The sequence below is a fragment of the Cupriavidus sp. 8B genome, from assembly GCF_054589115.1.
Genome location: NZ_BAAILO010000056.1, coordinates 1 through 26,202 on the forward strand (window position 1 = coordinate 1; position 26,202 = coordinate 26,202).

17 protein-coding genes and 7 pseudogenes are annotated in these 26,202 nt (G+C 61.7%); 9 read left to right on the forward strand and 15 right to left on the reverse strand.

Translation table 11 applies throughout. The features are described from left to right. Positions 1-860: 860 nt before the first annotated feature. The 4 genes and pseudogenes from ACYP5B_RS05200 to ACYP5B_RS05215 all read right to left on the reverse strand — a co-directional run. Positions 861-1,235: pseudogene (locus tag ACYP5B_RS05200) on the reverse strand (formylglycine-generating enzyme family protein); the annotation flags it as partial. Between the two features lie 113 nt (positions 1,236-1,348). Continuing rightward, complete coding sequence (locus tag ACYP5B_RS05205; RefSeq protein WP_459568880.1) at positions 1,349-2,329, reverse strand: GlxA family transcriptional regulator; 981 nt, start codon at positions 2,327-2,329, stop codon at positions 1,349-1,351. A 421-nt stretch (positions 2,330-2,750) separates the two neighbouring features. Continuing rightward, positions 2,751-3,201 (reverse strand): annotated as a pseudogene (locus ACYP5B_RS05210) (phage integrase N-terminal SAM-like domain-containing protein); the annotation flags it as partial. A gap of 1,328 nt (positions 3,202-4,529) precedes the next feature. Beyond that, a complete protein-coding gene (locus ACYP5B_RS05215) occupies positions 4,530-5,531 on the reverse strand; it encodes an amino acid--[acyl-carrier-protein] ligase (protein ID WP_459568827.1) in 1,002 nt (333 codons plus the stop codon). Between the two features lie 468 nt (positions 5,532-5,999). On the opposite strand from ACYP5B_RS05215, the gene ACYP5B_RS05220 reads away from it, so the two are divergent. From ACYP5B_RS05220 to ACYP5B_RS05235, 4 genes and pseudogenes are all read left to right on the forward strand, one after another. Beyond that, positions 6,000-6,848, forward strand: coding sequence for a hypothetical protein (locus ACYP5B_RS05220; protein WP_459568828.1), 849 nt, complete (start codon positions 6,000-6,002; stop codon positions 6,846-6,848). After that, complete coding sequence (locus tag ACYP5B_RS05225; RefSeq protein ID WP_459568829.1) at positions 6,781-7,077, forward strand: IS1096 element passenger TnpR family protein; 297 nt, start codon at positions 6,781-6,783, stop codon at positions 7,075-7,077. Before ACYP5B_RS05220 ends, ACYP5B_RS05225 begins: the two co-directional genes overlap by 68 nt. Before the next feature lie 9 nt (positions 7,078-7,086). Next, positions 7,087-7,251, forward strand: a pseudogene (locus tag ACYP5B_RS05230) (IS6 family transposase); the annotation flags it as partial. A gap of 277 nt (positions 7,252-7,528) precedes the next feature. Next, positions 7,529-8,620 (forward strand): branched-chain amino acid aminotransferase, encoded by a 1,092-nt coding sequence (locus tag ACYP5B_RS05235; protein ID WP_459568830.1) that lies wholly within the window; start codon positions 7,529-7,531, stop codon positions 8,618-8,620. A gap of 579 nt (positions 8,621-9,199) precedes the next feature. Here the strand turns inward: ACYP5B_RS05235 and acs are convergent. Then, entirely contained in the window at positions 9,200-11,299 is a 2,100-nt protein-coding gene (acs, locus tag ACYP5B_RS05240) for an acetate--CoA ligase (RefSeq protein ID WP_459568831.1), read from the reverse strand. 314 nt (positions 11,300-11,613) lie between these two features. On the opposite strand from acs, the gene ACYP5B_RS05245 reads away from it, so the two are divergent. Then, positions 11,614-12,036: an ACT domain-containing protein gene (locus ACYP5B_RS05245; protein ID WP_459568832.1), complete on the forward strand. Its 423-nt coding sequence runs from the start codon at positions 11,614-11,616 to the stop codon at positions 12,034-12,036. A 430-nt stretch (positions 12,037-12,466) separates the two neighbouring features. Here the strand turns inward: ACYP5B_RS05245 and ACYP5B_RS05250 are convergent. Beyond that, a pseudogene (locus ACYP5B_RS05250) lies at positions 12,467-13,180 on the reverse strand (IS110 family RNA-guided transposase); the annotation flags it as partial. 102 nt (positions 13,181-13,282) lie between these two features. Further along, a pseudogene (locus ACYP5B_RS05255) lies at positions 13,283-13,995 on the reverse strand (tyrosine-type recombinase/integrase); the annotation flags it as partial. Between the two features lie 11 nt (positions 13,996-14,006). On the opposite strand from ACYP5B_RS05255, the pseudogene ACYP5B_RS05260 reads away from it, so the two are divergent. Beyond that, a pseudogene (locus tag ACYP5B_RS05260) lies at positions 14,007-14,234 on the forward strand (integrase); the annotation flags it as partial. A gap of 104 nt (positions 14,235-14,338) precedes the next feature. On the opposite strand, the gene ACYP5B_RS05265 reads toward ACYP5B_RS05260, so the two are convergent. From ACYP5B_RS05265 to ACYP5B_RS05280, 4 genes are all read right to left on the reverse strand, one after another. Further along, positions 14,339-15,217: a molybdate ABC transporter substrate-binding protein gene (locus ACYP5B_RS05265; RefSeq protein WP_459568834.1), complete on the reverse strand. Its 879-nt coding sequence runs from the start codon at positions 15,215-15,217 to the stop codon at positions 14,339-14,341. A gap of 12 nt (positions 15,218-15,229) precedes the next feature. Beyond that, positions 15,230-16,177 (reverse strand): alpha/beta hydrolase, encoded by a 948-nt coding sequence (locus tag ACYP5B_RS05270; protein WP_459568836.1) that lies wholly within the window; start codon positions 16,175-16,177, stop codon positions 15,230-15,232. Positions 16,178-16,275: 98 nt separating this feature from the next. After that, complete coding sequence (locus ACYP5B_RS05275; protein ID WP_459568838.1) at positions 16,276-16,788, reverse strand: YybH family protein; 513 nt, start codon at positions 16,786-16,788, stop codon at positions 16,276-16,278. A gap of 215 nt (positions 16,789-17,003) precedes the next feature. Continuing rightward, positions 17,004-17,174, reverse strand: a complete 171-nt coding sequence (locus tag ACYP5B_RS05280) for a hypothetical protein (RefSeq protein ID WP_459568839.1) — start codon at positions 17,172-17,174, stop codon at positions 17,004-17,006. A gap of 686 nt (positions 17,175-17,860) precedes the next feature. Here ACYP5B_RS05280 and ACYP5B_RS05285 point away from each other — a divergent pair. Further along, the gene (locus ACYP5B_RS05285) at positions 17,861-18,361 is read left to right on the forward strand and encodes a hypothetical protein (RefSeq protein WP_459568841.1); all 501 of its coding nucleotides are present in this window, start codon (positions 17,861-17,863) and stop codon (positions 18,359-18,361) included. 738 nt (positions 18,362-19,099) lie between these two features. Here the strand turns inward: ACYP5B_RS05285 and ACYP5B_RS05290 are convergent. Genes ACYP5B_RS05290 through ACYP5B_RS05300 form a run of 3 tightly spaced genes read right to left on the reverse strand, consistent with a single transcriptional unit; the run spans position 19,100 to position 23,907 of the window. Further along, a complete protein-coding gene (locus ACYP5B_RS05290) occupies positions 19,100-20,344 on the reverse strand; it encodes an adenylate/guanylate cyclase domain-containing protein (protein WP_459568843.1) in 1,245 nt (414 codons plus the stop codon). Then, positions 20,341-22,890, reverse strand: coding sequence for an ATP-binding protein (locus ACYP5B_RS05295; protein WP_459568845.1), 2,550 nt, complete (start codon positions 22,888-22,890; stop codon positions 20,341-20,343). Before ACYP5B_RS05295 ends, ACYP5B_RS05290 begins: the two co-directional genes overlap by 4 nt. Before the next feature lie 27 nt (positions 22,891-22,917). Further along, entirely contained in the window at positions 22,918-23,907 is a 990-nt protein-coding gene (locus ACYP5B_RS05300; RefSeq protein ID WP_459568847.1) for a substrate-binding domain-containing protein, read from the reverse strand. 222 nt (positions 23,908-24,129) lie between these two features. On the opposite strand from ACYP5B_RS05300, the pseudogene ACYP5B_RS05305 reads away from it, so the two are divergent. Together ACYP5B_RS05305 and ACYP5B_RS05310 are read left to right on the forward strand one after the other, a co-directional pair. Further along, a pseudogene (locus tag ACYP5B_RS05305) lies at positions 24,130-24,549 on the forward strand (ISKra4-like element ISBte1 family transposase); the annotation flags it as partial. Next, on the forward strand, positions 24,473-25,405 hold the full coding sequence (locus ACYP5B_RS05310) for a tyrosine-type recombinase/integrase (RefSeq protein WP_459568848.1): 933 nt from the start codon (positions 24,473-24,475) through the stop codon (positions 25,403-25,405). The pseudogene ACYP5B_RS05305 and the gene ACYP5B_RS05310, both read left to right, overlap by 77 nt. Before the next feature lie 21 nt (positions 25,406-25,426). Here ACYP5B_RS05310 and ACYP5B_RS05315 read toward each other — a convergent pair whose 3' ends face one another. Then, a complete protein-coding gene (locus tag ACYP5B_RS05315) occupies positions 25,427-25,888 on the reverse strand; it encodes a hypothetical protein (protein ID WP_459568849.1) in 462 nt (153 codons plus the stop codon). Between the last annotated feature and the right edge of the window lie 314 nt (positions 25,889-26,202).

Sequence of the window (26,202 nt, forward strand, 5' to 3'; positions counted from 1 at the left end):
TGCTGTTTCTGAGAAGGCCGATTCATAATCTGCCCGTCCTGCCTGGGGGAATTTAGCCGACCACAAGTGGGGGAGTTTGAAGTGACCGTCCGGGTGGATGGCTGCTGCGGGCACGCCAGATGAATCAGGCCTTCGCGGCCCGGTAGCCAGCGCTCGGCGGGGCACCAGACGGCTTAACGTGCAATATTTTCCGTTTTCTGAAGCGACCCCTACGTGCACTGGACGCTCGCGCGCGTCAAGCGCCGCTATGGGTCGCTGGCCGAGGCAGGCCGCCCAGCCGGCCGTGCTCAAGCTGCTGTTGGCGCAACGACGCGGCGATCGAATACTCGGAGCGCGGGCGCCTGCGCACGGTGCCTGCAGACCAGGCGCCGAGCCCGGAGACGGTGTTCAAGCGGCTGCTGCACACGCACCGGCGCCGCTTCCGCTCGCGCCGGGACGCCTCGGCTCGTGGCGGTCGAAATTGCGGGGGGCGTCTTCGTGCCGCGAATGGCACCGAGCAGGCGCGGAAGAAGACAGCAACGGGAATTCGGAGAGTTTGCTGGATCGTTGGCCACGGCTCCGTTATGGAAGGCATTGCCTCGAGTCCCTTTTAAGGATGAGGTCCAGCAGAGGGGAACGATATGCAATCGAGATAGTGGACGACACCGGCGCGCAGTACGGGCAAAGGGCGTTGCCTTTATTGCGGCTGGTGCCACGATGGCTTCCATGGGTCGCTGATCGACACGGCGCGCTTGCTCCAACGATCCAATGTAGCTGTCACTGTAGTCGACCTTATCCCGAATCTCGGCCCAGGTGAGACGGAGGGCAAAAGACCGACGAAGGCCCTTTCTTCTCGCCGCCCGCTGGTCGAGGTATCGGCATCAGCGGCTATCGCCCACATCCGTTTCCCTTACGAGGCGCATACCGACCAGCGCGTAGCGCGTCTGCGGCGTGTTCCAGTTGCGATACGACGACCTGGCGTAGAACGGCCAAGTGTGCCACGATCCACCGCGACGCACGCGCACGTCGCCGGACGCAGGACCGTGGGGATCTTCACTGGGCGCTCTTGCGTAGTAGTTTTCGTCGTACCAGTCCGCCACCCATTCCCACGCGTTGCCATGCATGTCATACAGGCCCAGTGCGTTTGGTGCGAAGCTTCCCACCGGCGCGGTGAATCGGAAGCCATCGTGCCCCTGCGTCACATAGCTCTTCCACTTCGGCCAGTTCTCTTGGGTATCGGCATCGAACGTATTTGCAGTTCATAAGGGCATTCTGGATGCAGCGTAACCTGCTTGCGGTTTTTCACCCTCAATGAATCGCTTCATCCGGCCTCCAAACTGAATGCGTTTGCTCAACGGCGCGGCCGTTCCTACCCCACAGGGCGAATGTGCCTTCGGAACTCGCCCGGCGAGATGGACATCCGTTTGCGGAAAATCTTGGCCAGCCGGTCGCCGTTGCTCATTCCAATCCGGCGCGCGATCTTATCGATCGGCAATTCGGTTTCGATCAGCAAGCTGCACGCGGTATCGAGCCTCGCCTGCAGCAGGTAATCCGAAGGCGTTATCCCCATCTCTAGCTTGAAGCAGCGTAGGAAGTGGCGCTCACTCATGGCCGCGATCTCGGCGGCATCGGCGACGGAGATCGTGCGTTCGCAGTTCTCATGCAGCCAGCGCGCCGACGCGCGGATCTTGTCGCCCAGGCTGGTGGTGCCCGCGTCGTTCAGCCGCGGCACCAGTTCGATGCTCCACGCCGGCATCAGCCGATCTGCAACGCCGCGCGCGACGTCGACCCCCAGGTCGCGCTTGATGATCGCCAGCGCGCTCTTCAAGGAATCGTGGTGGATGCCGGATTCGCTGGGCGAACGTATCGCGCACGCGCGGGGCTCGCGCGGCGCTTCGCGGTTCCGGACGATGCCGGCGGCGGCCAACACGGCGCAGCCTTCCGCAATCGGCGTGACGTTGGCGGTCTTGGGATAGATGGTGCGCAGCCAGCAAAGCAGCCGCTCGTTGCCTGCGGCGCTGTGCGCTCCAACCCCGCCCGCGATGAAGAGGACATCGAAGCCGATGTAGTCGCCAGCATCGAGACCCTCGGTCCAGATCCGGACGGATGAGGAGCACGCGATGTTGCCGCCCTCGAGGGAGAGGAAGCAAACTTCGTAGACGAAATCATCGCTAGCATCCGACGAGGAAATCTTGTTGGCCATATGAAACAATTCTGCGACGAGTCCTGCGCCAAGCAACGAAAAGCCGTCGAACAGCAGAATTGCAACACGGCGCGCAGCCCTTCTGGCATGGTTGTTTGATGCTTGCAACCAATCTACGCTAGCAGGTTTAAGACCGACATACGGCATACGCTCCCCCGACGAATTCAGTTCTGCTGCAGTGCGTCTTATGCGATGCAGCAAAAGCCCAGAAAGGGTGCTGTGGGGAAGTAGCGAGGTGTCGGTGGATTGGATTCCAGCCTTGACTCGCATTCTTCGGACATCCGTCGCACCAACCGAATCGCTACGGCTAGCTCGCTTTATACCCATCGCGGCGCCGCAACAAAAGAGGGTAAACCGCGGCGAATGCGGTGCTGCACACATAGTCCATGGCTTCGTTCATCAAGAACGCATCTTGATGAATTGTTGCAGTGAGATTTTGATTTATGCGCGATTCCGCACAAAACAAGCCACGAGTGGTGCAGGGAGAGTGTGACGCAGTGTGAAACTTGTCCTACAGTGATCGTTTCTGTAGGCGCGCCCGTAACCTGGCATTTTTCGACCGCAAAGGCCACCCGCCATCGAGCATCTTGCCCTGGGCGCGGGCCACGCGCCACCACACCCGCAGGCGTTCGAGCAGCACTGGCGACAGCATCGCGTACCGGTCCCGGCGGCCCTTGCCTAGCTCGATGCGCAAGGTCATGCGCTGGCTGTCGACGTCGCTGACCTTGAGCACAACCACTTCGCTGGCGCGCACTCCGGCGCCGTAGGCAACCGAACAGTGCGGTCTGGTGCTTGAGATTGCCGGCGGCGGCGATCGGTCCGGCCACTTCGTCGGGGCCGTGATCGACCAGATGCAGCTGGTAGCATCGCAGTTCCTCGACGGTGGCGGTGTCCGGCGAGCGTCCGAGGAAGCGGGCGAACTCGCGAACGACGCGAACATAACCGGCTTGCGTCTTCGGTGCGAGCTTGCGCATTCGCATGGCTTCGATCATGCGCTGGCGTAACGCGCTGGTATCCATGAGTCATGGCTCTGCTCCTGTTGAGCAACGAGGCGGCTTGCCTCGTCGATCAACATGAAAACAGAGTCGGCTTCTTGTCCAACACCGACCACGCCGGTTCGGACCCCCTTCGCGCCGCGTGTTCCAGTCTGGGGCAAGACCCGCCGAACCGATGGCACGTTTCCAAAGGTGAATTTCCGTTGGGACGAGCAAGCCAACGAGTACAGCTGCCCCGGTGGGAACGCTCTGCGCAGCGATTGGCGAGCATATACGAACCCACGCACTCACGTCACGAAGACCGACACTGTCATCTATCGAGCCAGCCGGCGCGACTGCGGCGGATGCGTGATGAAGGATCAATGCTGCCCGAACATGCCGTTCCGCAAGATCGCATGTAGCGTCCACGAGAATGCATGCGACGTAGAACGGAAGCTCGCGGCGACACCCGAGTTCAAGCAGTCGCGCCGACAGCGAAATTGCTATTTGCTCATCTAAAACGGATCTTGAAGCAGGATCGCTTGCGGCTACGAGGGGCTAACTGGAGCGCAGGACGAGTTCTTATTAGCAGCAACAGCGTAAAATCGGCGAAGAATGGCAAAGCGGTTGATGCCGTTCGGTGAAGATATGAATGCGATGGCGATCTAGCCGCAATGCCCCGGGTCGGAAGACCCCTCCGAGCTCGGCGCCCGCAGATCAACGCGAGCCCCGCCGGGAGCGCGTGCCTATCCTGGTCGAGATCCAAACCGAGTTTTTCAATAGAATCGTGCGTTAGCAGACATTCGCGACGCCGAGCCAAATGCACCCTAAAAGTCCCACTGGAAGGTTCCTCTCAACCTTTCATTCGCCTCGCCGCGCCTCCCGGTGCCGGCGGGGCCTTTCTCGTCTCTCGTTGGAGGCAGCCAGCAAGGAAATACTCTAAGCGGTGCACTTCTGGAAGGCGGTCATCGATCTATGACCGCCGCGCCCGATTCTGATCTACGTAAAAGTAGCACGAAGAAAAATTCATTCGGCCTAACATCAGATTCAACTAAATCATCAATGGCTCGCTCCTCTCAGAAGCCGAATTCCGAAACCGGCCGGCTCAAAGGCTCCTGCGACGTTTGGCGGGGCACCCTTGGAGCGAAGACTCACGCCGGGCAGGGAGAGGTCGGCGATATCCAGCGTCAGAAGTTGGTCGTCGGGCGTCAGTTTTCCGAGTGAATTTCTAATAGCCCCGATCCAGACTCTGGCGCGGGCATCAGTGATGCCAATAGAGCAATCAAGATGATGGTGGGATTAGCGCCCCAATGTAGGGATTGCTTCCGGGTCCTTCAATGCCGCTCGTGGCTAGGGGCCGCGCTCGGCTGACTTCACAATCCGCCGAGCGTGGCCCGCACCCCCTTCGGCCAGCGCGCCAGATCGAAGCCGTGGTGGCGCAGCAGCGCTAGCGCCATGCGTTCGATGCCGAAGCCAGCGCAGCCGGTATGGGCCGGCGAGCCGTCGGCAGTGCGCAGCGCCCACACCTGGGCAAAGTGGTTCATGTGATAGTTGAAGCTCATGCACGCACTGGGCGGCGCCCCGTCGTGGATAGGCACAAGTAGCTCGAATTTGAGCTGGAGTTCGCGCTGGCTATCGGCCACGATCTTGCCGCAGCGGCCGAAGAAGGGATCGTTGGCCAACCGCACCTCGTGCGGCAACTCGAGCAGTGCCGCGAACTGCTGGCCGCGTTCTATCCAGAGCTGACGAAACGCGATCACCTGCTCGGCAGTGCCCAGACGGACGTACTCGCGCTGGCGGAACATCTGCATGCGCATCGGGTCTAGCGAAGGTTCGTGGCGAAAGCAATAGGACATCGCGTCAACCACGCACCCTTCTGGCGGCATGGCGCCGCGCCGCGCGATCACCGGGTAGATCGGATAGCATGCCGCCGGCGTCAGTACCACGCGCGTTGGCCGTTGTTCGTCAGCCCATTCCTCGCTGTCCTCCAAGCGCGCCAGCAGGCGATGATGATCGCGATCGTTGCCGTAGAAGCTATGCACAGTGCCGGCCAACTGCGGGAAACTCTTCAAATATTCGCTTTTCTCGAAGTCAATGCGGGACATCCCCGGAGGAAAGCGCATCACCTCAGCGTGCTGGTCGACACCGAGCGCAGTGAAGGCAATATTCAGTCCGTCTACAATGGACTCGAACTCGGCGCTGCGCCCGTAAACGCCATCAACCCCGCCCGGGATCAGCAGTCCGGCCTCGATCAGCGCCTGTTGGTAACGATGCTGTCCTGCCTGCAAAGGTTGCGGAGTGGTGGCAACCGGGAAGTCGCCATCGACCACCGACGCGGAATTCGCGCCATCGCGCGCACTGACTTTGGTATCCATGTCATGTCCCTCCGTTGAAACGCTCACGCCGGCAGGAGCCTGGCGATACTAGGTAGTGATCCGCTCCTTGCAGAACATTGGCGGCGCCGACCGGAAATCGTGCAGATGACGTGACCGCGGTACGCGATGCAGCAGACTGCCGTGGCCTGCCACTCCGAAACGAAAGCGTGGACCGTCGACATGAACCTCCTCCACCTGGCAACGTGGCTTGCGCTGAGGACCAATGATTGTGCTGCCTGCGGGTGGGGTATGTTTGCCTGCGCACACACGGATGCGGAAGAGGGTGGTTAATTCTGTCCCGTTCCGCTCCTTCGGAAAACGGCGGCGGCGCACCCCGAAGGCGGCACAATGCGAGATCCGTAGTGATACACCCAGCCGCACGGGAGTAGATCTCCCCCTAAAGGATCGGGACCGGGCGACCTAAGATTGTTTGCAAGCTGCAGCCAAGCCCAGAACTGGAGTAGCGGAGTGCATACCCATCGCGCATGCATTAGAGGCGCCATCGCCATACTATGCGCGATTGCCAGTCTTGGCCTTGTTCAGCGTACGGAAGCCAATCCACTTTTTGCCAGACAAACCGGCTTGAACTGCTCCGGCTGCCATACGGTCTATCCGGAGCTGGCGCCATTCGGACGGAAGTTCAAGCTTGCAGGTTACACCCTGGGGAAACGCGAAAAGGTGCCACTTGCCCTGATGGCAGTGGTCTCACGCAATTCGATCAACGACAATACCGACAAGTCGACCGGCGACAAGCTTTTCGGCAAGAACAACGAGTTTGTTGTGGAGGCCGTCAGCCTGTTTTCCGGCGGAAAGATCACGGATAACTCCGGGGCCTTCATCCAATGGACCTACAACAATGTCAGCACCACGGATAGCCAGACGTTCTCCGGCCATAGCGCGCTCGATAATGCCGATCTGCGCCTGATGAAACTGTTCGGGTCGGAGGAGAAGCCAACGCTCTTCGGTCTGACCCTGCATAACAACCCCACCGTTCAGGACGTCTTCAACACAATTGCGGCATGGAGCTTTCCGTACTGGAGCCCGAGTATCGCGGCGCCAGGCCGAGGCACCTCAACGTTCCTGGAGTCGGGCGTGCGGGTAGCCGGGATTGGAGGCTATGCCTACCTGCTGGATTCGCTCTACCTGGAGGCGACTTCTTATCAAACGGCGAAAGGCGCGCTATCGGTTCTCCGCGCCGGCTCGCCGGACAATCAAAGATTGCGGCCATCCGAGCACTTGTCGTACAGTTTTGGGCTGGACGGACGAACATCTGCATCAGTTCAGCATTCGTGGCAGGCGTTACGGCGAAGCTCATGAGGACGTCCTGCAGTTCTCCACAGTGGCAAACGAACTGACGCTGACCGCGTTTCGTCTCCGCGAACACGAAGGCTTCGTCTATGTGTATGACTTCAACGCGTGGTGGCGCCACGATACACGGGTGGAGCGGCGTATGCTGCGACAGCGTCCTGGCCGGCTGCCACGTTGCATGGCGGGTTGCGGGCCTTGCCCGCCAGGGCTTTGTCACATTGGCGAACGGCTCGCGTAAGATGGCTCGATGACGAAGACGAAATCGCTCTATCACGGTCACCGCTTTCCGGCAGGGGTCATCAGCTGCGCGGTGCGCTGGTACTTCCGGTTCAATCTGAGCCTGCGCGACATCGAGGAGTTACTGTTCGAGCGCGGCGTGGTCGTGAGCTACGAAACCATTCGTCGCTGGTGCCGACTTCGTGAAACATGGCAAGCTTCATCTTTTCTCCAAGGTGGGGTTGCCTGGATGTTCGATCGGGAAAGCCTTTCGGAGAAGGCCAGCAAGCTGTGCCGCGATGGGGCAGAGTGCCTGGCGATTGGGGCCTGCAATGGCATTGAAGACAAGCTGGGCGCCAGCGTGCGATCATCGATACCCCGGATTTCACGCAAAGCCACGTGCCATGCCGGCGGCAGAGGGGGTGTTCACCCTGCTGCCAATCCCCAACGCCAGCGAAGGAAGACTCGCGCTCATGACGCAACAAACCACTTTCGGCCTCGAACCCAACCCGAACGCGCTCGACGCGGCCACCCGAGATGCACTGATGCGCGACCCCGCGTTCGGCCGCGTCTTCACCGACCATATGGTGACGATCACCTGGCGTGAAGGACAGGGTTGGCAGAACGCCAAGGTCACCGCACGCAAGCCGTTCTCAATCGATCCGGCGTGCTCGGTGCTCCACTATGGCCAGGAGATCTTCGAGGGCATGAAGGCCTATCGCGGCGCGGATGGCGCCGTGACGCTGTTCCGCCCGCTCGAGAATGCGCGCCGCTTCCAGGCGTCGGCCAAGCGTATGGCCATGCCGGCGTTGCCCGAATCCCTCTTCCTGGAAGCGATCGAGCAGCTGGTGCGGGTCGACCAGGCCTGGGTGCCGGACGGCTCGGGCAGCCTCTACCTGCGCCCCTTCATGTTTGCGAACGAGGTGTTCCTCGGCATCAAGCCGGCCTCCGAGTTCATTTTCTGTGTGATCGCCTGCCCGGTGGGCCCGTACTTCAAGGGCGGCGACAAGGCCGTCTCCGTCTGGGTATCCGAGAGCTACACGCGCGCCGCGCCCGGTGGCACCGGCGAGGCGAAGTGCGGCGGTAACTATGCCGGCAGCCTGGTCGCGCAGAGCGAGGCCACCGCGAACGGATGCGACCAGGTGGTCTTCCTGGATGCCGCCGAGCACCGCTGGGTGGAGGAACTTGGTGGCATGAACATCTTCTTCGTGATGGACGACGGCACCCTGGTCACGCCGCCCCTTAGCGGCTCAATTCTTCCGGGCATCACCCGGGCTTCGGTGATCGAACTGGCCAGGGAGATTGGCATAGCGGTGGAAGAGCGCCGGTATTCGTACCCCGAGTGGGAGGCGGATGCCCAAAGCGGACGCCTGGCCGAGGCCTTTGTTTGCGGAACGGCGGCGACGCTGGTGGCCATTGGCGAAGTGCGGTCCGCGCGGACGCGCTTTGCGATCGGGAACGGCACCGCCGGCAACACCGTCAAGGTGCTAAGGGAGCGGCTGGTGGAGATTCAGCGCAACCAGGCCGCTGGCCCTGCCGGCTGGGTCCATTACGTCAGTTTGTAAGGATGCCTTGCGGGACGCTTAGTTTCGGGCCTGCCTGATCTGCTGTTTGGCGAACGGCAGGCCAAACGGGAAGCCATCGCCCCCCCGGCTGCCATACGCGCTCAAGTCGATCGCGGCGGAAGCCGTGCTGTCGATCTGCTAGGCCGCGAACGGGGCCGCCACCGGCTAACTCGCGGCGCTGCGTGCGGAGGCCCGCCACCACGCGAGCGAGGCGGAAGCGCAGCGCGACCAGGCGTGGGCCGCAGTGGCGGTGGTCGAGAAGGAGAAAGCCGCCGTACCGGCCGAGCTCGACGCGGTCCAGCGAGTGCGCGTGGCGTTACATGGGAAGTTGGACGCTGAGCGCTAGGCCCACGCGCCCGCGCAGGCGCATCACGGCAAGGTCGAGGCGCTGGAGCGGCAGCTTGGCGAGTCGCGTACCCAATTCTCGACGGTCCTGGAGCGCACCCGCACCGAGCGCTGCGCGAGAGCGGCCAGGATACCTGCCGGCAAAGTAGGGCAGGGTGGCCATCGACGCAGTGCTGTCGTGGCGAAGCTGCCTCGCTTCCCGGTGGAGCGCGCGCGTCGTTTTCTTGACGCGGTCTAGCCATTGTTGTGTGCGACCTGCGACTTGCCTGACCGTCCCTCCGCAGCCAGCTCCTTGATCTGCTCAACGACCTCTGGATTGGCGAGAGTGGACACGTCGCCGGGGTCCTGCTGATTTGAGATCGCTGCAAGTACGCGCCGCATGATCTTCCCCGAACGTGTCTTGGGCATATCGGGAACGATGATGACTCTACGCGGCCGCGCGATTGCCCCGATCTGGGAAACGACGGATGCCGAAACCTTGTTCGCGATCTTCGAGGAAGGGGCCAGTCCCGGCTTCAGCGACACGTAGAGGTCGGGCACCTTGCCCTTGAGTTCGTCCACGACCGGAACCACAGCCGCCTCGGTGACATCGGGCACGAGAAGAGCAGCAGACTCGATTTCCTTGGTGCCAAGGCGATGGCCGGCGACGTTGATCACGTCGTCAATGCGACCGAGGATGCGAAAGTAGCCATCCGCGGCCTGCATCGCACCATCACCGGCCAGATAAGGCCAGTCCCGCCAGTCCTTGCTCTCGGGGTCCTTGCAATAGCGCGCGTAATACTGGCTCACGTATCGATCTGGATCCTTCCAGACCGTCTGCAACACGCCTGGCCAGGGGTTGCGGATACAAATGTTCCCAGCCTTGCCAGACCCGCCCGGGAGTTCCTTGCCATCCTCGTCGAAGATCACCGGATGAATGCCCGGAATGCCGGGCCCCGTGCTGCCTGGCTTCATCCTGTGGATCGCCGGCACTGTGCTGCAGAGGAATCCGCCGTTTTCAGTTTGCCACCAGGTATCCACGATGACCGCCTCGCCTTTGCCAACCACCTTGTGGTACCACTTCCAGACTTCGGGTTCGATCGGCTCGCCCACGGTAGTCATGTGCTTGAAATGGTGGTTGTGCTTCGTAGGTTCGTCGGGTCCGCTGCGCCGCAGCGCCCGGATCGCAGTAGGCGAAGTATGGAAGATGTTGACGTCAAGGTTCTCCGCGATGCGCCATGGCCGGCCGGCGTCCGGATACGTCGGAACGCCTTCGTACACGACCGTGGAGGCGGCAAGCGCAAGTGGGCCGTAGACGATGTAGGAATGGCCCGTGATCCAGCCGATGTCCGCCATACACCAGTAGACGTCCTCGGGATGAATGTCCTGGATGTACTTCGATGTCCACGTGACGTAGGCAAGGTAGCCCCCGGTGGAGTGCTGGCAGCCCTTTGGCCGCCCAGTCGTGCCGCTTGTGTACATCAGGAAGAGCGGTGCCTCCGCCGGCATCTGCACGGCGTCTACGCGCCTGCCACGATACTTCGCCAGGACATCATTGATGATGACATCGCGTCCCTCCACAAGCTTTGTGGGACTCGAGTACTTGCCAGGGTAGCGTTGCCATATCAGTACTTTGTCGATCTGGTGGCCGGCACTGGCGGCCTCCGTGACCGCGATGTCAGTCTTTTCCTTGTGGTCGAGCAACTCGCCGGCGCGGTGGTAGACGTCCATGGTGATCAACAGGCGGCTCTCGGAATCGGCGATGCGGTCCGCGCAAGCCTTTCCACTGAATCCGCTGAAGACTTGCGAGTGAATCACGCCGAGTCGCGCACAGGCAAGCATGGTGATCGGCAGCTCAGGCACCATCGGCATATGCAGGGTCACCCGGTCGCCGGCCTGCAGCCCAAAGGATTCGCGCAAGAGCGCTGCCAGCTCGTTCACGCGTACAAAGAGGTCCTGATAGGTGAGGTGCTGTACTGCTTCATTCTCGGGCTCGGGAACGAAGTGGATAGCTGTCTTGTTCTTGTGCCTGGCAATGTGACGATCCACGCAGTTATAACAGGCGTTGATCCTGCCTCCGACAAACCAGCGCCAGAATGGCGGATTGCTGGCATCCAAGGTTGTTTCCCAGTACTTGTACCAGTCGAGCAGGTCCGCGAACTCTTTGAAGCACTCTGGAAAATGCTCGAGGGAGAAGCGCTCGAAGATGTGCGCGTCGGTCAGATTGGCCTGGGCGATGAACTGGCTGGGCGGCGAGAAATAGTCCTCCTCCGGCCAATGGACCGCAATCTGGGCCTCGGAAATATCAGCTGTTTGCTGCTCCGCGGCATGGCGCGGCGACTTGTCTTCTGACATGACCGTTCCCCCTAGAGCTTTCCGAGACGCCGATGCAGGCAACGTTGATGCCACCTGTCACGTCCGTCCGGAGGCGCCGCAGTGCCGCGATTCCGGCCTTGCCGGCGCGTAAGCGTGACATCTGAAACGACTATGTAAATATTAAGTGTAGGGGTGCCGAGTTGCCAGGCAAACGGAACTGATGTCCTGAGGGCAAAGTGGGCAGTTTATCTGTCCTGCTATTTACCGGACAGGGCACCAGCGCGTCGGGCTTTGCTTGCAGCGTCCCGTGAGCTAGATTTTTACTAGATTGCAACGGGGACTAGGAGATGGCGATGGATCTTCTCGTGGAACGCGTGGATGTGTGGGCGGCATCCATACCAGACAGACCCGGCGGCCTTGCAGAAGTGCTGGCGACCTTGCGCGACGCGGGCGCGGATCTGCAATTCATCATCGCCCGCCGTACCGCGGATGAGCCCGGCAAGGGCGTAGTGTTCGTTACGCCGCTACAGAATGACAGGGAAGTCCGCGCGGCTGCACAAGTCGGGTTCAATGTTACTCACAGCCTTCACTCCCTTCGGGTCATCGGCCCGGACCGACCCGGCATCGCGGCGGACCTGACTCAGCGGCTTGCTGCCGGGGGGATCAATCTGCGCGGCTTCTCGGCCTCCGTGCTCGGAACACAGTTTGTCGTGTTTGTGGGGATGGACTCACTGGAAGACACCATTAAGGCTGAAGACATACTGGCGAAGGCTTGAAGCGCCCGCTCGGCTGTACTTGGGGAGATCGCTCCAGTGTGGTATCGATTTCCTATTCAAATCAGCGGCTTAGCAGAGATGTGGCGGATTTTTTGCGAATCCCCGCCATCCCTCGTACAGGCTCGATGGCGCTTCTGGGCTGGTGTCACGCCGGCGCGGCCCTCTGCAGGGCGCGTCGATCGATGGATCGAGTGGCGGCACGCGCCGCTGCCCGCATTCGTTAAGAGTCAGTCAGCTTGTGCCGAAGACCAAACGGAGCGCTCTCGACACAGCGGCCGTAATATCTGTAGCTAGTTGTCCATCGAGCGCCCGACCCCGAAGGATGGAATGGCGGGGGCCAAGAGGCATTTCGTCACAGCAATCCTGTTCAGACCGGGCACGTCGGATAGGTCACATAGAGGTGACAAAGTCGTTTGCTCAAAGTAAGGCTGCCGTATTGTTTGCCGTCGCCCATCTCGGCGGCCAGTACGCTCGCGGTGATCGGGCCCACTCCTGGAATGGATAGCAGGCGCTGGCCGGTGTCGTCATCGGCGAGCTGGAGGCTCATCTCCTTGTCGATCTCGCCAATCTGTTCGGCGAGGTACTTGAAGTGGCTGTGCAGGCGTTCGAGGATCGCGACCAGTTGCGGTGGCAGCGGATGCTCAGCCAGCACCGCCGGCAGGCGCTTGATGACCGCTTGGCCGACCGGCAGGCTGACGCCGAACTCCAGCAGGAAGCCGTGCATCTGGTTGACGGTCTTGGTGCGATCGCGGATCAGCGATTCGCGCGCCCGATGCAGGGCAGACAGTGTTTGCTGGGATTCCGTCTTCGGTGTCACGAACCGCATGGACGGGCGCGAAGCCGCCTCGCAAATCGCCTCGGCATCCACGAAGTCGTTCTTGTTACTCTTGACGAAGGGCCGCACGAACTGCGGTGAGATGAGCTTAACCTGATGACCCAAGGCAGCCAGCTTGCGGACCATGTGGTGCGAGCCAGCACAGGCTTCCATGATGACGATGGTGCAGGCGTGGAACGTCGCGAAAAACTCGACCAACTGCTTGCGGCTCAGCTTCTTGCGAAACACGCCTTTACCCCTGCGTTCCTGGCCGTGTAGGTGAAAGGAATGCTTGCCAAGGTCGATACCAACCTGGGTCACGTCTTGCAGCATGATGGTCTCCAGTCAATTGGTGCCGCAAGCGTAGCGCACTCGACATCCCATTACGGAAATATTGCACGCTAAGCCGTCTGGTGCCCCGCCGAGCGCCGGCTACCGGGCCGCGAAGGCCTGATTCATCTGGCGTGCCCGTTTGACCTCGTCGCTCTGCAGGTAGATCGAGGTCGTGGCCACCGAAGCATGTCGAAGGTTGTCGCGCACGCTGGTCAATTCCGCGCCGCGGGCCAGGGCATGTGTGGCATGGGTATGGCATCCAGTGTGGGCTGGCTCGGCAGGGTTGCGCCGACCAGTTCGCTGGCGCGCAAGCCGGTGGCATAAGCAAAATCCATGATAAAGCGAAGGCGCTGGGCTGCGGAGGCATCCCAGCCATAGGACCATTCCAGGCCGTCGGCAATGGTACGCACCAGCAGCCATTCGCCCTCGGTAAATCCTCTGGAGGTATCGAGGGCGGCGACGCGAGTGCGGCCACGTACCTTGATCCCCGCAAACGGATTGGCCAACACGTAGCGTTGCTCGATCAGCCAGCGGAACAAGGCGCCCAGCACCGATAGCGCGTATACCGTGGAGTGAGCCGAAAGCGCTCGTGCGAACGGCCGCCAATCGGGGGCGCTACGTGCTCGCGGCGGCCCGACCCACCGCTCGCGCGGCGCCGGCCTTCGCAGAAAGGCGCGATAGGCGATGGCGTCTTCTGTCGTGAGCGATGACAGCGCTCGACGGCGTTCGACAATCGCCCACAGGATCAGCCGCTCGGCTTCCTTCCGATAGGCGCGCTGCGTGGTCGGCGCTTCGTGCAGGGCGAGCCAGGATAACGCGCCAAATCCCGCCTCCCATCCCCAGCGCCTCCGAATCTCCCCCCTTTCCAGATGAAGCCGCGCTTGCCGCGTTGCGCGCGTGGTATGCGGGCCTGTCGCCCTGCGCGGCGGTGGAGCACTATCTGGCCCATGCCAAGGCGCCGGGCCAATCGGCGCGCGGCATCCTCGGCCGAATCCGCCGGCAAGTGATCGCGTTCGCGCAGCACCGCCAGCGCGACGACCTCGCCGACCTGTAGCGGCCGGTCAATCATCGCCGAAGCGGACGTTCGACGCTTTCGTTCAGCGGACGTCGAGGTGGTTCGCTGTCACGAAGGGTTAGGCCTTGCGGCGAGGCCGATCACGGTGTGGTTCGCTGCAGACCTTTGGCCTTTAGTACTGACGTTGCCTCCGGTCCGACGAGGAAGTTGATAAAAGCCTTGGCCGCCTGAGACGCCGGGGCGTTTGACGCTTCGCCCGCCGTGAATACTGTGTAGTTTTGCAGCTCCGGTGGTAAAAGGCCGGCCAATTCGACGCCGGGCGTGCCAATGATGTTCGGGACGGTGATGACGGTTAACTCCGCGTCGCCCTTGGCGACAGCGGTCATTACCCCGCTTCCCGCATATGACTTCAATCGGATTTTCGCCTCGGCGCCAATTCCCAGGCGATCGAACAGCGCAGCGAAGTAGGTGCCACTGGCGCTGTCGGAAGAATACGACATCGACCTTGCCTTGAGCAGTGTTTGCTTGAACGCGTCGACCGTACTGATGTCCGGCTTCGGCGCGCCCGCCCGTATTGCCACACCCACGGCTGCCTGGGCGATATTGGTGCGCGTGCCTGCAGCGATCTTGCCCTGTTTGGTCAGGTCATCAATCATTGGCGGCAACAGAATGGCAATGTCGAAGGTTTCGCCGGCCTCAATCTGTCGCTTGAGCGGCGCAACGCCGTCAAACTTGAATACGAGCGTGTGGCCAGAAGCACGCTCGAACTGCGGGCCGAGTTCTTCCAGAGACGTTTTCAGCGTTGGCGTGCTGAGCACTTTAATCTCGGTACCTATTGCCGACGCCGCGTGCACCAAGAAAATGAGCGCCGCAAGCCTGAGTGCAGCGAAAGCGCCTTTGATCATGGTTTGCTCCTCTACGTAGATGATTGGTTTCACCAGGAAGCCGTGCTGGGCGTCCGATTGTGACTGGTTTCCGCCAGGGTCTTTTTTCGCCGGCCGTGTGGGCTGCATCGCCATCCGGGGAATGCGCTATCGACTGGCGCGAACGAACGCAAGTATTGCCGCGGCCACGGTATCGTCCGTGCTGTTGATCGAATAGACCACGGACATGTGGTTGTGGCCCGAAAAGCGCACAAACGTTGGGCAGCGGTTCTCCTTGCAGAGTGCGTCCCGCAGTTGCAATGCCTGACGCTCGAACTGGACGGGATCCAGTTCCGCCGATGTGACCATCAGCGGCAACGGTGTTTGCAGCAATCCAGGAAGCGATGAGCGTTCGGTGTATCGGCTGGCGTCATCACCAAAATACGCTTTGAGAGATGGGCTGACGTCGGCAGTGGCAGGGTCGAAGATGTTCGCCGACAGAAAAATGGCGCCGGCCAGCCCCACACCGGCCGACCCGTAGAAACGCGGATGCGCGGCATAAGAGGCCACATGCGCCGCGCCCGACGAGTGGCCCACGAGAAAGACCTGCCTGGGGTCGCCGCCCTGCGCGGCAATGTTCTCCTGAACCCAACGCACCGCCAGCCCCAGATCTTCGGCACCTGCCGGCCAGGTGTTCTGCGGCGCCATCCGGTGGTTGAGGTTGACGCCGATCAGACCGCGGTTGGTTGCCCACAGCATCACGTTGTCATAGAACGGGCTGCCGGACGCGTGTTTGTCGCCGCCCACGAAGCCGCCGCCATGCACGAAGATCAGCACGGGCCGTGGCGACAAGACCGCAGCTTCGGATACGAACAGGTCCAGCCGTTGGCTGTCCGCCGACCCGTAGTCAAGATCCCGCGTGACACGTACTCCCGAATAAGACTGCGCCTTCAGCAGCGGCGCATACAGGGCGGCGGTGCCTGGCGCGTCAATGCCACGTCCCAGCGCCTTGAGCTTTTCGTCAATATCGGGCGAGACCTGGGCGAGGGGCATGTGACTGACGGCGCCCAAGCTCAGCGTTGCCAGTATGCAAATGAAGGCTCGACGACGGCTCATCGTAATCTCCTGACACGGGTCGGCGTTGCAAGGGGCACTGACTGACTGTGATAACTGAAAGTCGATTGCGGCACGGCTGGCACAGCCGATCGCGGACGCTACTTCGCAGGTGCGCTGCCTGCGACCGGACTACCCGGCACAATGGCGATATTCGTATTCTGTGCCGCCGTGATCATCCATTTCCCGTCTCGCTTCACAAACACCTGCGTAAAGATGCCTTCACGCGGCTGGCGCGGCGAGCCGTCCGGATTCCTGTCACCCTTAAGCCCCCAGGTCTGATGGACGACGGCCACTTCGGGTGCGAGAAAACGGATGTCGGTGTCGTGATTCGTCCATACGCTTTCCTTGAACATCATCGCGTGGACAAGCGCGTGATTTTTCTTGATTTCGGCAGGACCGTCCCACCGCCGGCCGTTCACCTGAACGAAGGCCGCATCGTCTGTGAAAAGTCCGGCAAGTGCATCCATGTCGTGCCGGTTCCACGCGTCCTCCCAGCGAGCTTCGACTTGTCTGATCGCCTGTTCATCGTCCCTCGGCGACGCCGAGGCGATCGGTGAAATCACGCTTGCCGCGACGGCGCTAGCGAGTATCAATCGGGCCAGAGTGTTCATTTGTTATTCCCCTCGGCATATGCAGTCGCATGACATCCATCACCGTGGATGCATGGCCCGGAACTGAATTTATAGTGGACTCGATAGTCAGCAGCAAGGCGAACCTATCGCTCAATGTCCGCTTTCTGACACAGTTTATGACCGACCACACATGACCGGGAATTGCCTATCAATGCCTGGTTGCAATAGCCCTTGTCAGATGGGCACCGCGGGCCTCAGTTCTCGCCAGGATAAAGGGCCTCAAGGGGTTCGAGCACCGCCCGCACGCGCGCCAGTTCTGTGATGAATTCGTCGATCAGGTCGAGCGCGTCAAGCACCTGCTCGGGAAAGCTGGCTTCCCGGCCCGACGCGACCGATGGTGCACCATTCAGCACGGCATGCGCCATGCTGTGGATCGCCAAAAGATCGTCGCGTAACCCTTCCGGATCGTGGGCGGCCTAACGTCAGGCCGCTCTAATGGGGGCGGTGCCCCCATTTTGTGGTCACTCGGAGGGGTAGGCGGCGTCGCCGGGCATCTCGCCTGGACCAGGTTCTGGTTGAGGGCCGTTTTCCCATCCATCGATGAGGGTGTCCAAGAGTCCACCGGGGCGACGACCGGGGCGATACGGGGTGCCGGTGTGCGCAGGCGTCGGCGGCGTAAGTACCCCGAGAAACTTCACGGCGTCGAGCAATGCGAGGTGACGGGGCGCGCCAGTGCGCACTAAGCTCAGTCGACCATCGTCGTCGAACCAGCGGGTGGAACTCCGCGGGTAGTCGCGGACGAAGGCGATATTCCCGTCAGCGCACGAGACGGTGCTTCGACCGCTAACACTGGTATCCGCAGTGCCAGGAATCACCCAGGGGTGAAGCGGCGCAGAAGACGATGATCCAGAGCCTCCGGTGCCCCCAAACTTGTTCACCTCAACATCTCGATCGAAATCGAGCGGGCGGCGGCCATTACCTGGGTCCGCGTCCAGATGGCCCAACACGGCCTGACCTTGGCAGATCTGCAGGCCGCCGGGTCGGCTGCCCGGACCTACAATATATGGGTGCTCTTTTCTTGGGCACGTTGACTGCCATAGGAGGACTCAAGATGGCAAAGAAACCAATGGGCTATGAGCCGCCAGACCCTCACCGGCAGAATATCTTCCTCGATTCGTGCGCTTTCGATCCCAAATATGCCCCGGAAGACCGAGCTTCAAAGGAAATATTCGAGCGCCACGAGAATGGTCAGCTTCTGGGGCTGAAGATAGCGCATTCCACACTCAAAGAGATCGAGTATCCGAATACACCTGATTGGGTTAAGCGTGCGGCGGCGGGATTACTTTACTCCATTGACGTTAGCCTAACCCCCGAGGAACAAGCGGACAGAGATCGGATACTGGATGTTCTAGCTGGCAACGGAAGCCGAGACAAGATGCGCCAGGACGCAACCCATGTGTTCGAAGCATCAAAGTACACCGGCTACTTCGTCACCACCGACGAGCGCATTTTGAAAAAGAAGAACGAGCTCGAGAACATCTGCGCCGCCACAATCGTCAAACCGACCGAGTTTCTTTCACTCGTGCAGAAGTACGAGACAAGCGGCGCATAATTCGGCGGCCATTCAAGACGAGCTAGGCCGACGGCCCGATATTGAGAAGAAAGATCGGATAACGCCGCGCAACGAGACGCGGCGTTATCGTCCTGCCGGGTAGTTATTACTGCTGCTGCAGCGGCGGGGGGGATTGCAGCGTTGATCTGGGCGATCAGGCGGCATCCACGCCGTCAGCGGATGTTGTTCAGAACGCAGCAGGCGACGCCGCTCTGACAACACAATTACCGCCAAACGAAATCGTTGAGCCATCCCACCGCTGCGCCACGGCCACCGACGAAATCGCGACGATAGCGCCGCGCCTGCACTCGGCCATAGCAGGCCGCACCTGCTGGCAGGCCAGCAGCAGGCTTCCTTAAGCAACCGTGCTTCATCTGCGCAAAAATGCGCGCGGTCGCCGCCTGGTCGGCCAGGTCGATATCGGTGGTAAAGCGCGCGTCGGGATCCGCCGGGGACCTCCTTGTGCGTGGTTGCGAGGATCATGCCAGCGATGCGTTGCTCGTTGTCCTTCGCACCGGGCACGTAGATCACGTCGTGGCACCACGGGCCCAAATCCACCGCCTCGGCATCAGGGATCGCGCCGCGCGCCCTATCCAGGTCGCGCGGGCAGTCCCAGATGTGCCGCGGCGTATGGTAGTGACACGTCAGCTCGTGATAATGCCGCACCAGGTCCGCATAAACGACTTCCGGCTCGACGCGCCGCAGCGCGACCACAGCGAAAACGCGCTTGCGCCGGCTTCATGCCGCCTCCTCTCCGCGTGCGCCCGTTTCAGGCGAACTGCCGGCCCTGCCGACCAGAAACCAGGTATGGAGCTTGCCCGTGCCCTTGGCCGGAATGGTTCCGCGCTCTTCGAACACGAATGCATTGCCCAGCAGCCTGCGAGTGATCTCCGTCACCTGCACGCGTCCGGCCACACCCTGGGATTCCATCCGGCTGGCAATGTTGACGGCGTCCCCCCACAAATCATAGATGAACTTGTGCTTGCCGATGACCCCCGCCACGACCGCGCCGCTGTTCAGGCCGATGCGCAATTGCAACTTGTAGCCAGTGCGCGCGTTGAAGCGGGCCACCGCGTCCATCATGTCCAGCGCCATGTGCGCGGCCCGCGCGGCGTGATCGGCGGTCGGCACGGGCAGTCCGGCGGCGGCCATGTAGGCGTCGCCGATGGTCTTGATTTTCTCGAGGCCGCGCTCCTCGGCAATGCTGTCGAAGGCGGTGAAGATTTCGTTCAGCAGGGCTACCAGGTTCTCGGGGCTCATGCCCGCGGAAAACCGGGTGAATTGCACGATATCGGCAAACAGCACGCTGGCTTGCGGGAAGCTGTCGGCGATGATCTCCGGGAGCCTGCCGGTGACGAGGTCGGCGCGCGCCTTCAGGCGCTCGGCGATCGGGGAGGGCAGCAGATTGAGCAAGAGCCGTTCGGAGACCTTCTGCTCGGCCACGACCTTGTCATACAGGGCTTGCAGTTCGTCCCGCTGGCGCCGGATCACGTCCCGGCTGGCCTGGAGCGCCTCTTCGGCCTGCCTGCGTTCCATGATCTCCTGCTGAAGTTGGGTGTTTTGCGCCTCCAATTGCTTTCGCATCGCGTGTAGGCTCAAGTGCGTGTTCACGCGCGCGATCACTTCCTCGATCTCGAGGGGCTTGGTGACATAGTCGACCCCGCCCGCACCGAAGCCGGTGACCTTGTCCTCGGTGTCCGTCAGCGACGTCATGAACACCACCGGGATATCGCGGGTGCTGTCCAATGCCTTCAGGCGCCGGCAGGTTTCGAAGCCGCTCAGTCCGGGCATCATGACGTCGAGCAGGATCAGGTCGGGCCGGGCGAATTCCGCTCGTTGAAGCCCTTCTTCGCCGTCCTCGGCCACGACGACCTGAAAGCCGCGGCCCTCCAGGCTTTCCACGACGACGCCCAGATTCGCGGGCGTGTCGTCCACGATGAGGATGGTGTGGGTGTAGGATTCGGGTGCCACGGTCTCTGTCATGAGGCTTGCCTCCTTTCCAGATATTGCTCCACGAAGCTGAGGATCGCTTTGGACCGGTAACCCTTGGCCAGCTGGCACAGCTGATCGGCGAAGGGACGATAGCGCTCGTCGAGCTCGGTCAGGTGCGTGGCGTGCTGCACGATGGCGCGCATATTGCCCAGCTGGGCCAACCGGCGCAGCGCCTCCATCTCTTGCGGCGGCGGCGCGACCGGGGGTCCGGCAGGCTCGGCCAGAGGTTCAGCCGTCTGGCCCGGCGCGGCGGCTTGCGCCTTGGGAAACTCGTAAGTCCATTCAACTTTCAGGAGGGCCGCGACCTCTGTCAAGAGCCCGCTGAAATCGATCGGTTTCGGCAGAAAGGCATTCGCTCCGGCCGCCAGGCTTGTCGCCGCATCCGTTTCGGACGCGCTGGCGGAAACCGCGATGATGGGCAGACCCCGGAACTCCGGCAGCTGGCGCAAGCGGCGCGTGGCTTCCAGCCCGTCCATCTCGGGCATGACGACGTCCATCAGGATCAGCGCTGGCCGCAGGGCTTTGGCCTTTTCCAACGCCTCGCGGCCGTTGCCGGCCTCGACCATTCCAAAGCCGAGCTGGCCGAGCATCTCGACCGCCACGGCGCGGTTCTCCGCTAGGTCGTCCGCCACCAGGATGGTCTGGCGCGGCCCCTCGTAGCCGCTCACGGCCCATTCGGGCGGGACCACGGCCGCCTGAGGTTCCACGATCCGGACGTTCAGCTCGAACCAGAAGGTACTGCCCTCGCCGGGGCGGCTCTCTAGATGGATCTCGCCGCCCATCAAGCGCACGAGCTGTCGGCTGATGGCCAGGCCCAGGCCCGTGCCGCCGAACCGGTGCCGTGCCTCGCCCACTTGCTCGAAAGGCCGGAAGATCGCTTCCAGATGCGCTTCGTCAACGCCGATCCCGGTGTCATGCACGTCGAAGCGCAGCCGGCCGGGGGGCAGGAAACCGACCCGCAGGCGCACACTGCCGTGGTCGGTAAACTTGACCGCATTGGACAGGAGGTTGAGCAGCACCTGGCGGAGCCGCTTTTCGTCGACCCGCACGCCCGCGGGCAGATCGGGCGCCATCTCGCAGGCGAAGGCCAGGCCCTTTCCCGCCGCCTTGACCCGAATGGTCTCGGCGATAAAGCGCAGGAACCTGTCGGGCGGAATGTCGGTGAGGTTGAGCTCCACCCTTCCGGCCTCGATTTTGGCCATGTCCAGGATGTCGTTGATGAGCGTGAGCAGATGTTCGCCGCTGCGCTGGATCACCGTCAGCCCGTCAATCTGGCGTTGGTCGAGGGTCTTGTCCCGCCTCAGGATTTGCGCGTAACCCAGAATCCCGTTCAGTGGTGTGCGCAGTTCGTGGCTCATGTGGGCAAGAAAGTCGCTCTTGGCCCGGCTGGCCGCTTCGGCCGCGCGCCGCGCCGCCCGTTCGGCTTCCGCCTGCTTGCGTTCGGCCAGATCGAGCACGAATGCCACTCCTTGCTGCCGCCCTTCGAAAAATGCGCCGCCCATCAGCACCGGAGCGTGACTGCCGTCCCTACGCAGGAAGGCCTTCTCAAACGGCGTGAAGCGGTTCGCATGCATCAGTTCCTCGATTGCCCGCGCGTCGGCGGCGCGGTATTCGGGCGGCGTCAAATCGGTCCAGCGGAGCGTGCCGGAGCGCAGCTCGTCCCGGGTGCATCCGACGATGCTCAGGAAGGCGTCGTTCGACTCGGTGATCCGACCGTCGACATCCCAGAAGAAGACGCCGATGATGTTGGATTCGACCAGTTGCCGGATGCGTGCCTCCCGCTCGCGCAGCGCCTGCTCGGCCCTCTGCTGCGCCAGGGTGCGCTCCTCGATCCGGGCGCTCATCGCATTGATGCCCTCCTGCAGCCTGCCGAACTCGTCGTGCACCGTGATCGCAGGGATGCGCGCCGACAGTTCGCCGCGCTCCATCCGGTTGACGCAATCGAGCGTGGACCGCATGCGCCGCATGAGACGCCGTCCGAAAAGACTGACCACCACGGCGTTGAGGCAGAGAAGAATGAAGGCGATCGCGCCGATGGCACGCAGAAAAACGGCGCGGCTTGCCAGCATCTCCTGCTTGTCGATGGAAATGGCGATCACCCAGTCGAGCGGAGCGAGCGTGGTGAAGACGGCGAAGCGGGAAACGTCGCGGCTGGTGTATTCGATGACGCCGGTCCCCTTGCGAAACATTTGGTCGACGAAATCGGTGGCAAATCGGGTTCCCACGCGACGCGCCGGATGGTACACGATCCTGTCGTCGGGCGCCTCGACGATGAACAGCTCGGCGCTTGTCAGGCCCTCCTTTTGCCGGAGGTGGCCCTGGAAGTCTGCGGCCGCTTCGGCGGCCGCCTGCACGCCGGAACGATCGAGGGCTTGGCGCACGGCCTCACGGGCATTGGTCAGCTCGAGCCGCAAGACATGCTCCTCGAACTTGTACAGCACGTCGTTGAGGATAAGCGTGCCGACGCCTAGGACCAGCGCGGTCGTCGCCAGAACGATTGCTATCGACAGGAAATTGAAGCGGGTCGTGAGTTTCATGAAGAGGCCTCAACCTTCGAGCTGCCATCAAAAATCATACCGGTCCACGTTCTCCCTGGTAAAAACCATGACGGGCAAGGCCACTTCCATGCTGAGCGCATCCTTGGCGGGGGTAAACATGCCCAGCCTGCCCGCCTTGAACGGCACACCTGGCTTCAGCTCCCCGGTAAGCAGCCGATAGGCGCAGTAGACCGTCAGATAGCCATGGTCGCGGGCATTCCAGAGCACCACCCGTTTGACTGTGCCGTCCTTGAGGTAGTCCCGCATCAAGTTCGGCGTGGAGTTGCCGATCACAGCGATTTTTCCCGAAAGCCCGGCCTCCTTGACCGCTCTGGCAACTCCCGGCAAGTTGGGTACGCCCAGCGCGATGATGCCCTTGAGCGTCGGAAAACGCGCCAGGTAATCCCGGGTAACGCGGTATGCCTGCTCCGTGCTCTCCCCGGCCGCCCGGATATCGAGAATGTTCAAGCCGGGATACTTGGCGTAGATGCGTCTTTTGATCGCCTGGATCCACACCGACTGATTCGGCGCTGTAAAGGACGTCGTCAAGATGGCGATATCGGCCTTCGGACCCACCTCCCGTTCCAGACCGTCGACGATTTGGATACCGAAGTCATCGTAATCGACGAGATTGACGAAAAACTCTCGAACCCGGGTATCGCCGTCCCAGCTCATGACATGGATGCCCGCCGCCTGGGCTTTCTGCAACACCGGGACGATGGCCACCGGGTCGTTGGCCGCCACCGCGACCAGATTCGGCCGCGTCGGGATGGCCTTCTCGATCAATTCGATCTGCTTTTCGACCTGGTCCTGGGATGGGCCCATCCAGGTCACCCGCATCTGCGGCAGCTCGCGTGCCGCCTCGTCAATGCCTTCTTTCACCGCGTCGTAATAGCTGATGCCCACCAGCTTGGGCATGACGACCACGCGGTACGTTGGCGGAGCGGAAATTGCGAGCGGAAGCGAGGCGGCGGTCAACAGAAGAGTGGTCGCGATTGCTGCAAGATATTTGCTCATCCGACGCTCCTTTGTTCAACGCGCCTGACCTGTCGATGCTGTCTGCCCTCTTTCCCATAAGGATGAGGTGTCCGCGAAGTCGGGTCAACTCGATCGACGACGCCACGGAACGCAAAAAAACCGGCACGACCCAAGCGACGCGAACCTGCCTTCGCTGCGTCGCCGGGAAGCGTTTTCGCAAAATCGTACGGGCGAAGAAAAAGCCACTTAGGCTTCACATATCTGATCAAGGTCCTGCGCGGCGCCAAGTGGCACCTCTGGCACGGCTGCCCCAGTCCGTAATTGTGACGGCTGGAAAATCTTGGCTGGGATCTCTACGCCGAGGCCAGTCCTGAGGAGGCCAAGCTCCTCGCCAAGCTCGAGGAGTTCATCGTCTACCTCGATAACAACCGGCGCTTCCTCGTGAACTACGGTAACCGCTATCGCCGTGGGGAGCCGATTGCCTCCGGTTTCGTCGAGTCGGCCGTCAACCAGGTGGTAAGCAAGCGCTTTGTCAAACAGCAACAGATGGCCTGGCGCCCACAGCAAGCGCACGCACTTCTGCAAATTCGGACTGCCGTGCTCAATGACCAACTCCGATCTCTCGTCGAACGATGGCATCCCTCCATCGCCGGTGAATGCGTTCATCGCGTCGCGACTTAGCCCCCGCTTTGGCGCGCTCTCGGCGTCGACCGTCAAGCAGCGGCTCGCGGCGATCCGCCACCTGTTCGACTGGCTGGTGACCGGCCAGATCATCGCGACGAATCCCGCCGCGTCGGTGCGCGGGCCCAGCCACAGCGCACGGCAGGGGAAGACAGCGGTGCTGGATGCGGCCGAGGCGCGGCAGTTGCTCGACTGCATCGATGTCAGTACGCCGGCTGGGTTGCGCGACCGCGCGCTGATCGCGCTGATGGTGTTTTCGTTCGCGCGCATCGGCGCGGCGCTGGCGATGCAGGTCGACGACGTCTATGTCCAAAATCGGCGGCTGTGGGTGCGCCTGCGCGAGCAAGGCGGCAAGCTGCACCACGCCATGCCGTGCCACCACACGCTCGAGGCCTACCTGCATGCGTACCTGGACGGCACCGGCATCGGTGAGGACACGAAAGGGCCGCTCTTTCGCACGATCCGGCGCGGCACCTGGCAGCTCAGCACGACGCCACTGCCGCAGGCGAACGCGTATGCGATGGTCCGGCGCCGCGCACTGGCGGCCGGCATCGGCACGAAGATCGGCAATCATACGTTCCGCGCCACCGGCATCACCGCCTATCTGAAAAACGGCGGGACGCTGGAGAACGCCGCCGCCATGGCGAACCGCGCGTCGACCCGCACCACGCAACTGTATGACCGGCGTCGCGATGACATCAGCCTGGACGAGGTCGAGCGGATCCGCGTGCGACCACAGAAAACAGTACCCGTGATATTGCAGAGGATTTTTAGCATAGCGGAGGTACCCCATCGGACCGGCACGGCTGCCTCTCGCGATCCCGTTACCCAGGGACGTCCTGGTTCAGGCCGCTAGTTCAAGACCGTGACTGGTCGTTTAGCAGCCGAGCCGATACTGCTGGTCCCGCAGATTTCTGTGTTGCTGCTTCAGGTTGTCCATCCATTGCCAAGCATTGATCTGGCGCATCTGTATTTCAACGCTGCGTGTCTGTGAGGCAAGGGCGTTGCAGTCTGCTCGGCGGCTGTTCTCTACCGCCAGGATCTGCTGTTGTTCCTGAGCTATTTGCGCTTTGTATTTTCGGTCGTCAGCGGTGCGACCGCTTAAGAATTCCTGCTCTTGTCGTCTGATGGTCTCGCTCTTACCGATGCTCGAGACCGTGCCGCCAACGTTGGAGGTGATATCCGTGTAGCCAGCCGGGCAAACATCATTGAGATAGAGTATTTTTGTGCCGCTGCGGCATTTAGTTGTGCCGTGTGCGAAGCTCGCTATGGTAAGCAGAGCTATAACTGCAACAATTTTTGTCGACATGTCAGAAGACGAGAAAGCCGGAACCTGCATTGGTTCATCCGCACCTATGACCGTAGGCGTTTTGATGCGCTACGACGTGAATACTACCGGAAGATTGAGGGGGGAAAAACGCCTGCTCAATGCAGGCGTTGCAAGAAGGGAGATGCCGGATCTGCTGGCGTGTTGCCGGTCAGCCGTTTTCGTGCGCGCCTGGACTGTCATCAGCGGTCGCGCTGACCACGCGCGAATTTAACATAACCTCTATGCGGCGAAATTTGGCCCTCTCCGCCAATTAGAATTGGAGCAGATGAAGTTGCCGACTGCGAACCAAGTTGAAACGTCTATAAGTGTCAACGATTGAACTC

Coding starts and splice junctions, on each gene's coding strand:
- ACYP5B_RS05265 (WP_459568834.1), bottom strand. CDS start 15,217: ATGGCGATGCAGCCCACACGGCCGGCGAAAAAAGACCCTGGCGGAAAC.
- acs (WP_459568831.1), bottom strand. CDS start 11,299: ATGTCAGAAGACAAGTCGCCGCGCCATGCCGCGGAGCAGCAAACAGCT.
- ACYP5B_RS05235 (WP_459568830.1), top strand. CDS start 7,529: ATGACGCAACAAACCACTTTCGGCCTCGAACCCAACCCGAACGCGCTC.
- ACYP5B_RS05295 (WP_459568845.1), bottom strand. CDS start 22,890: ATGAAACTCACGACCCGCTTCAATTTCCTGTCGATAGCAATCGTTCTG.
- ACYP5B_RS05310 (WP_459568848.1), top strand. CDS start 24,473: ATGACCAACTCCGATCTCTCGTCGAACGATGGCATCCCTCCATCGCCG.
- ACYP5B_RS05300 (WP_459568847.1), bottom strand. CDS start 23,907: ATGAGCAAATATCTTGCAGCAATCGCGACCACTCTTCTGTTGACCGCC.
- ACYP5B_RS05215 (WP_459568827.1), bottom strand. CDS start 5,531: ATGGATACCAAAGTCAGTGCGCGCGATGGCGCGAATTCCGCGTCGGTG.
- ACYP5B_RS05245 (WP_459568832.1), top strand. CDS start 11,614: ATGGATCTTCTCGTGGAACGCGTGGATGTGTGGGCGGCATCCATACCA.
- ACYP5B_RS05290 (WP_459568843.1), bottom strand. CDS start 20,344: ATGACAGAGACCGTGGCACCCGAATCCTACACCCACACCATCCTCATC.
- ACYP5B_RS05270 (WP_459568836.1), bottom strand. CDS start 16,177: ATGAGCCGTCGTCGAGCCTTCATTTGCATACTGGCAACGCTGAGCTTG.
- ACYP5B_RS05280 (WP_459568839.1), bottom strand. CDS start 17,174: ATGGCGCATGCCGTGCTGAATGGTGCACCATCGGTCGCGTCGGGCCGG.
- ACYP5B_RS05285 (WP_459568841.1), top strand. CDS start 17,861: ATGGCAAAGAAACCAATGGGCTATGAGCCGCCAGACCCTCACCGGCAG.
- ACYP5B_RS05315 (WP_459568849.1), bottom strand. CDS start 25,888: ATGCAGGTTCCGGCTTTCTCGTCTTCTGACATGTCGACAAAAATTGTT.
- ACYP5B_RS05275 (WP_459568838.1), bottom strand. CDS start 16,788: ATGAACACTCTGGCCCGATTGATACTCGCTAGCGCCGTCGCGGCAAGC.
- ACYP5B_RS05205 (WP_459568880.1), bottom strand. CDS start 2,329: ATGCCGTATGTCGGTCTTAAACCTGCTAGCGTAGATTGGTTGCAAGCA.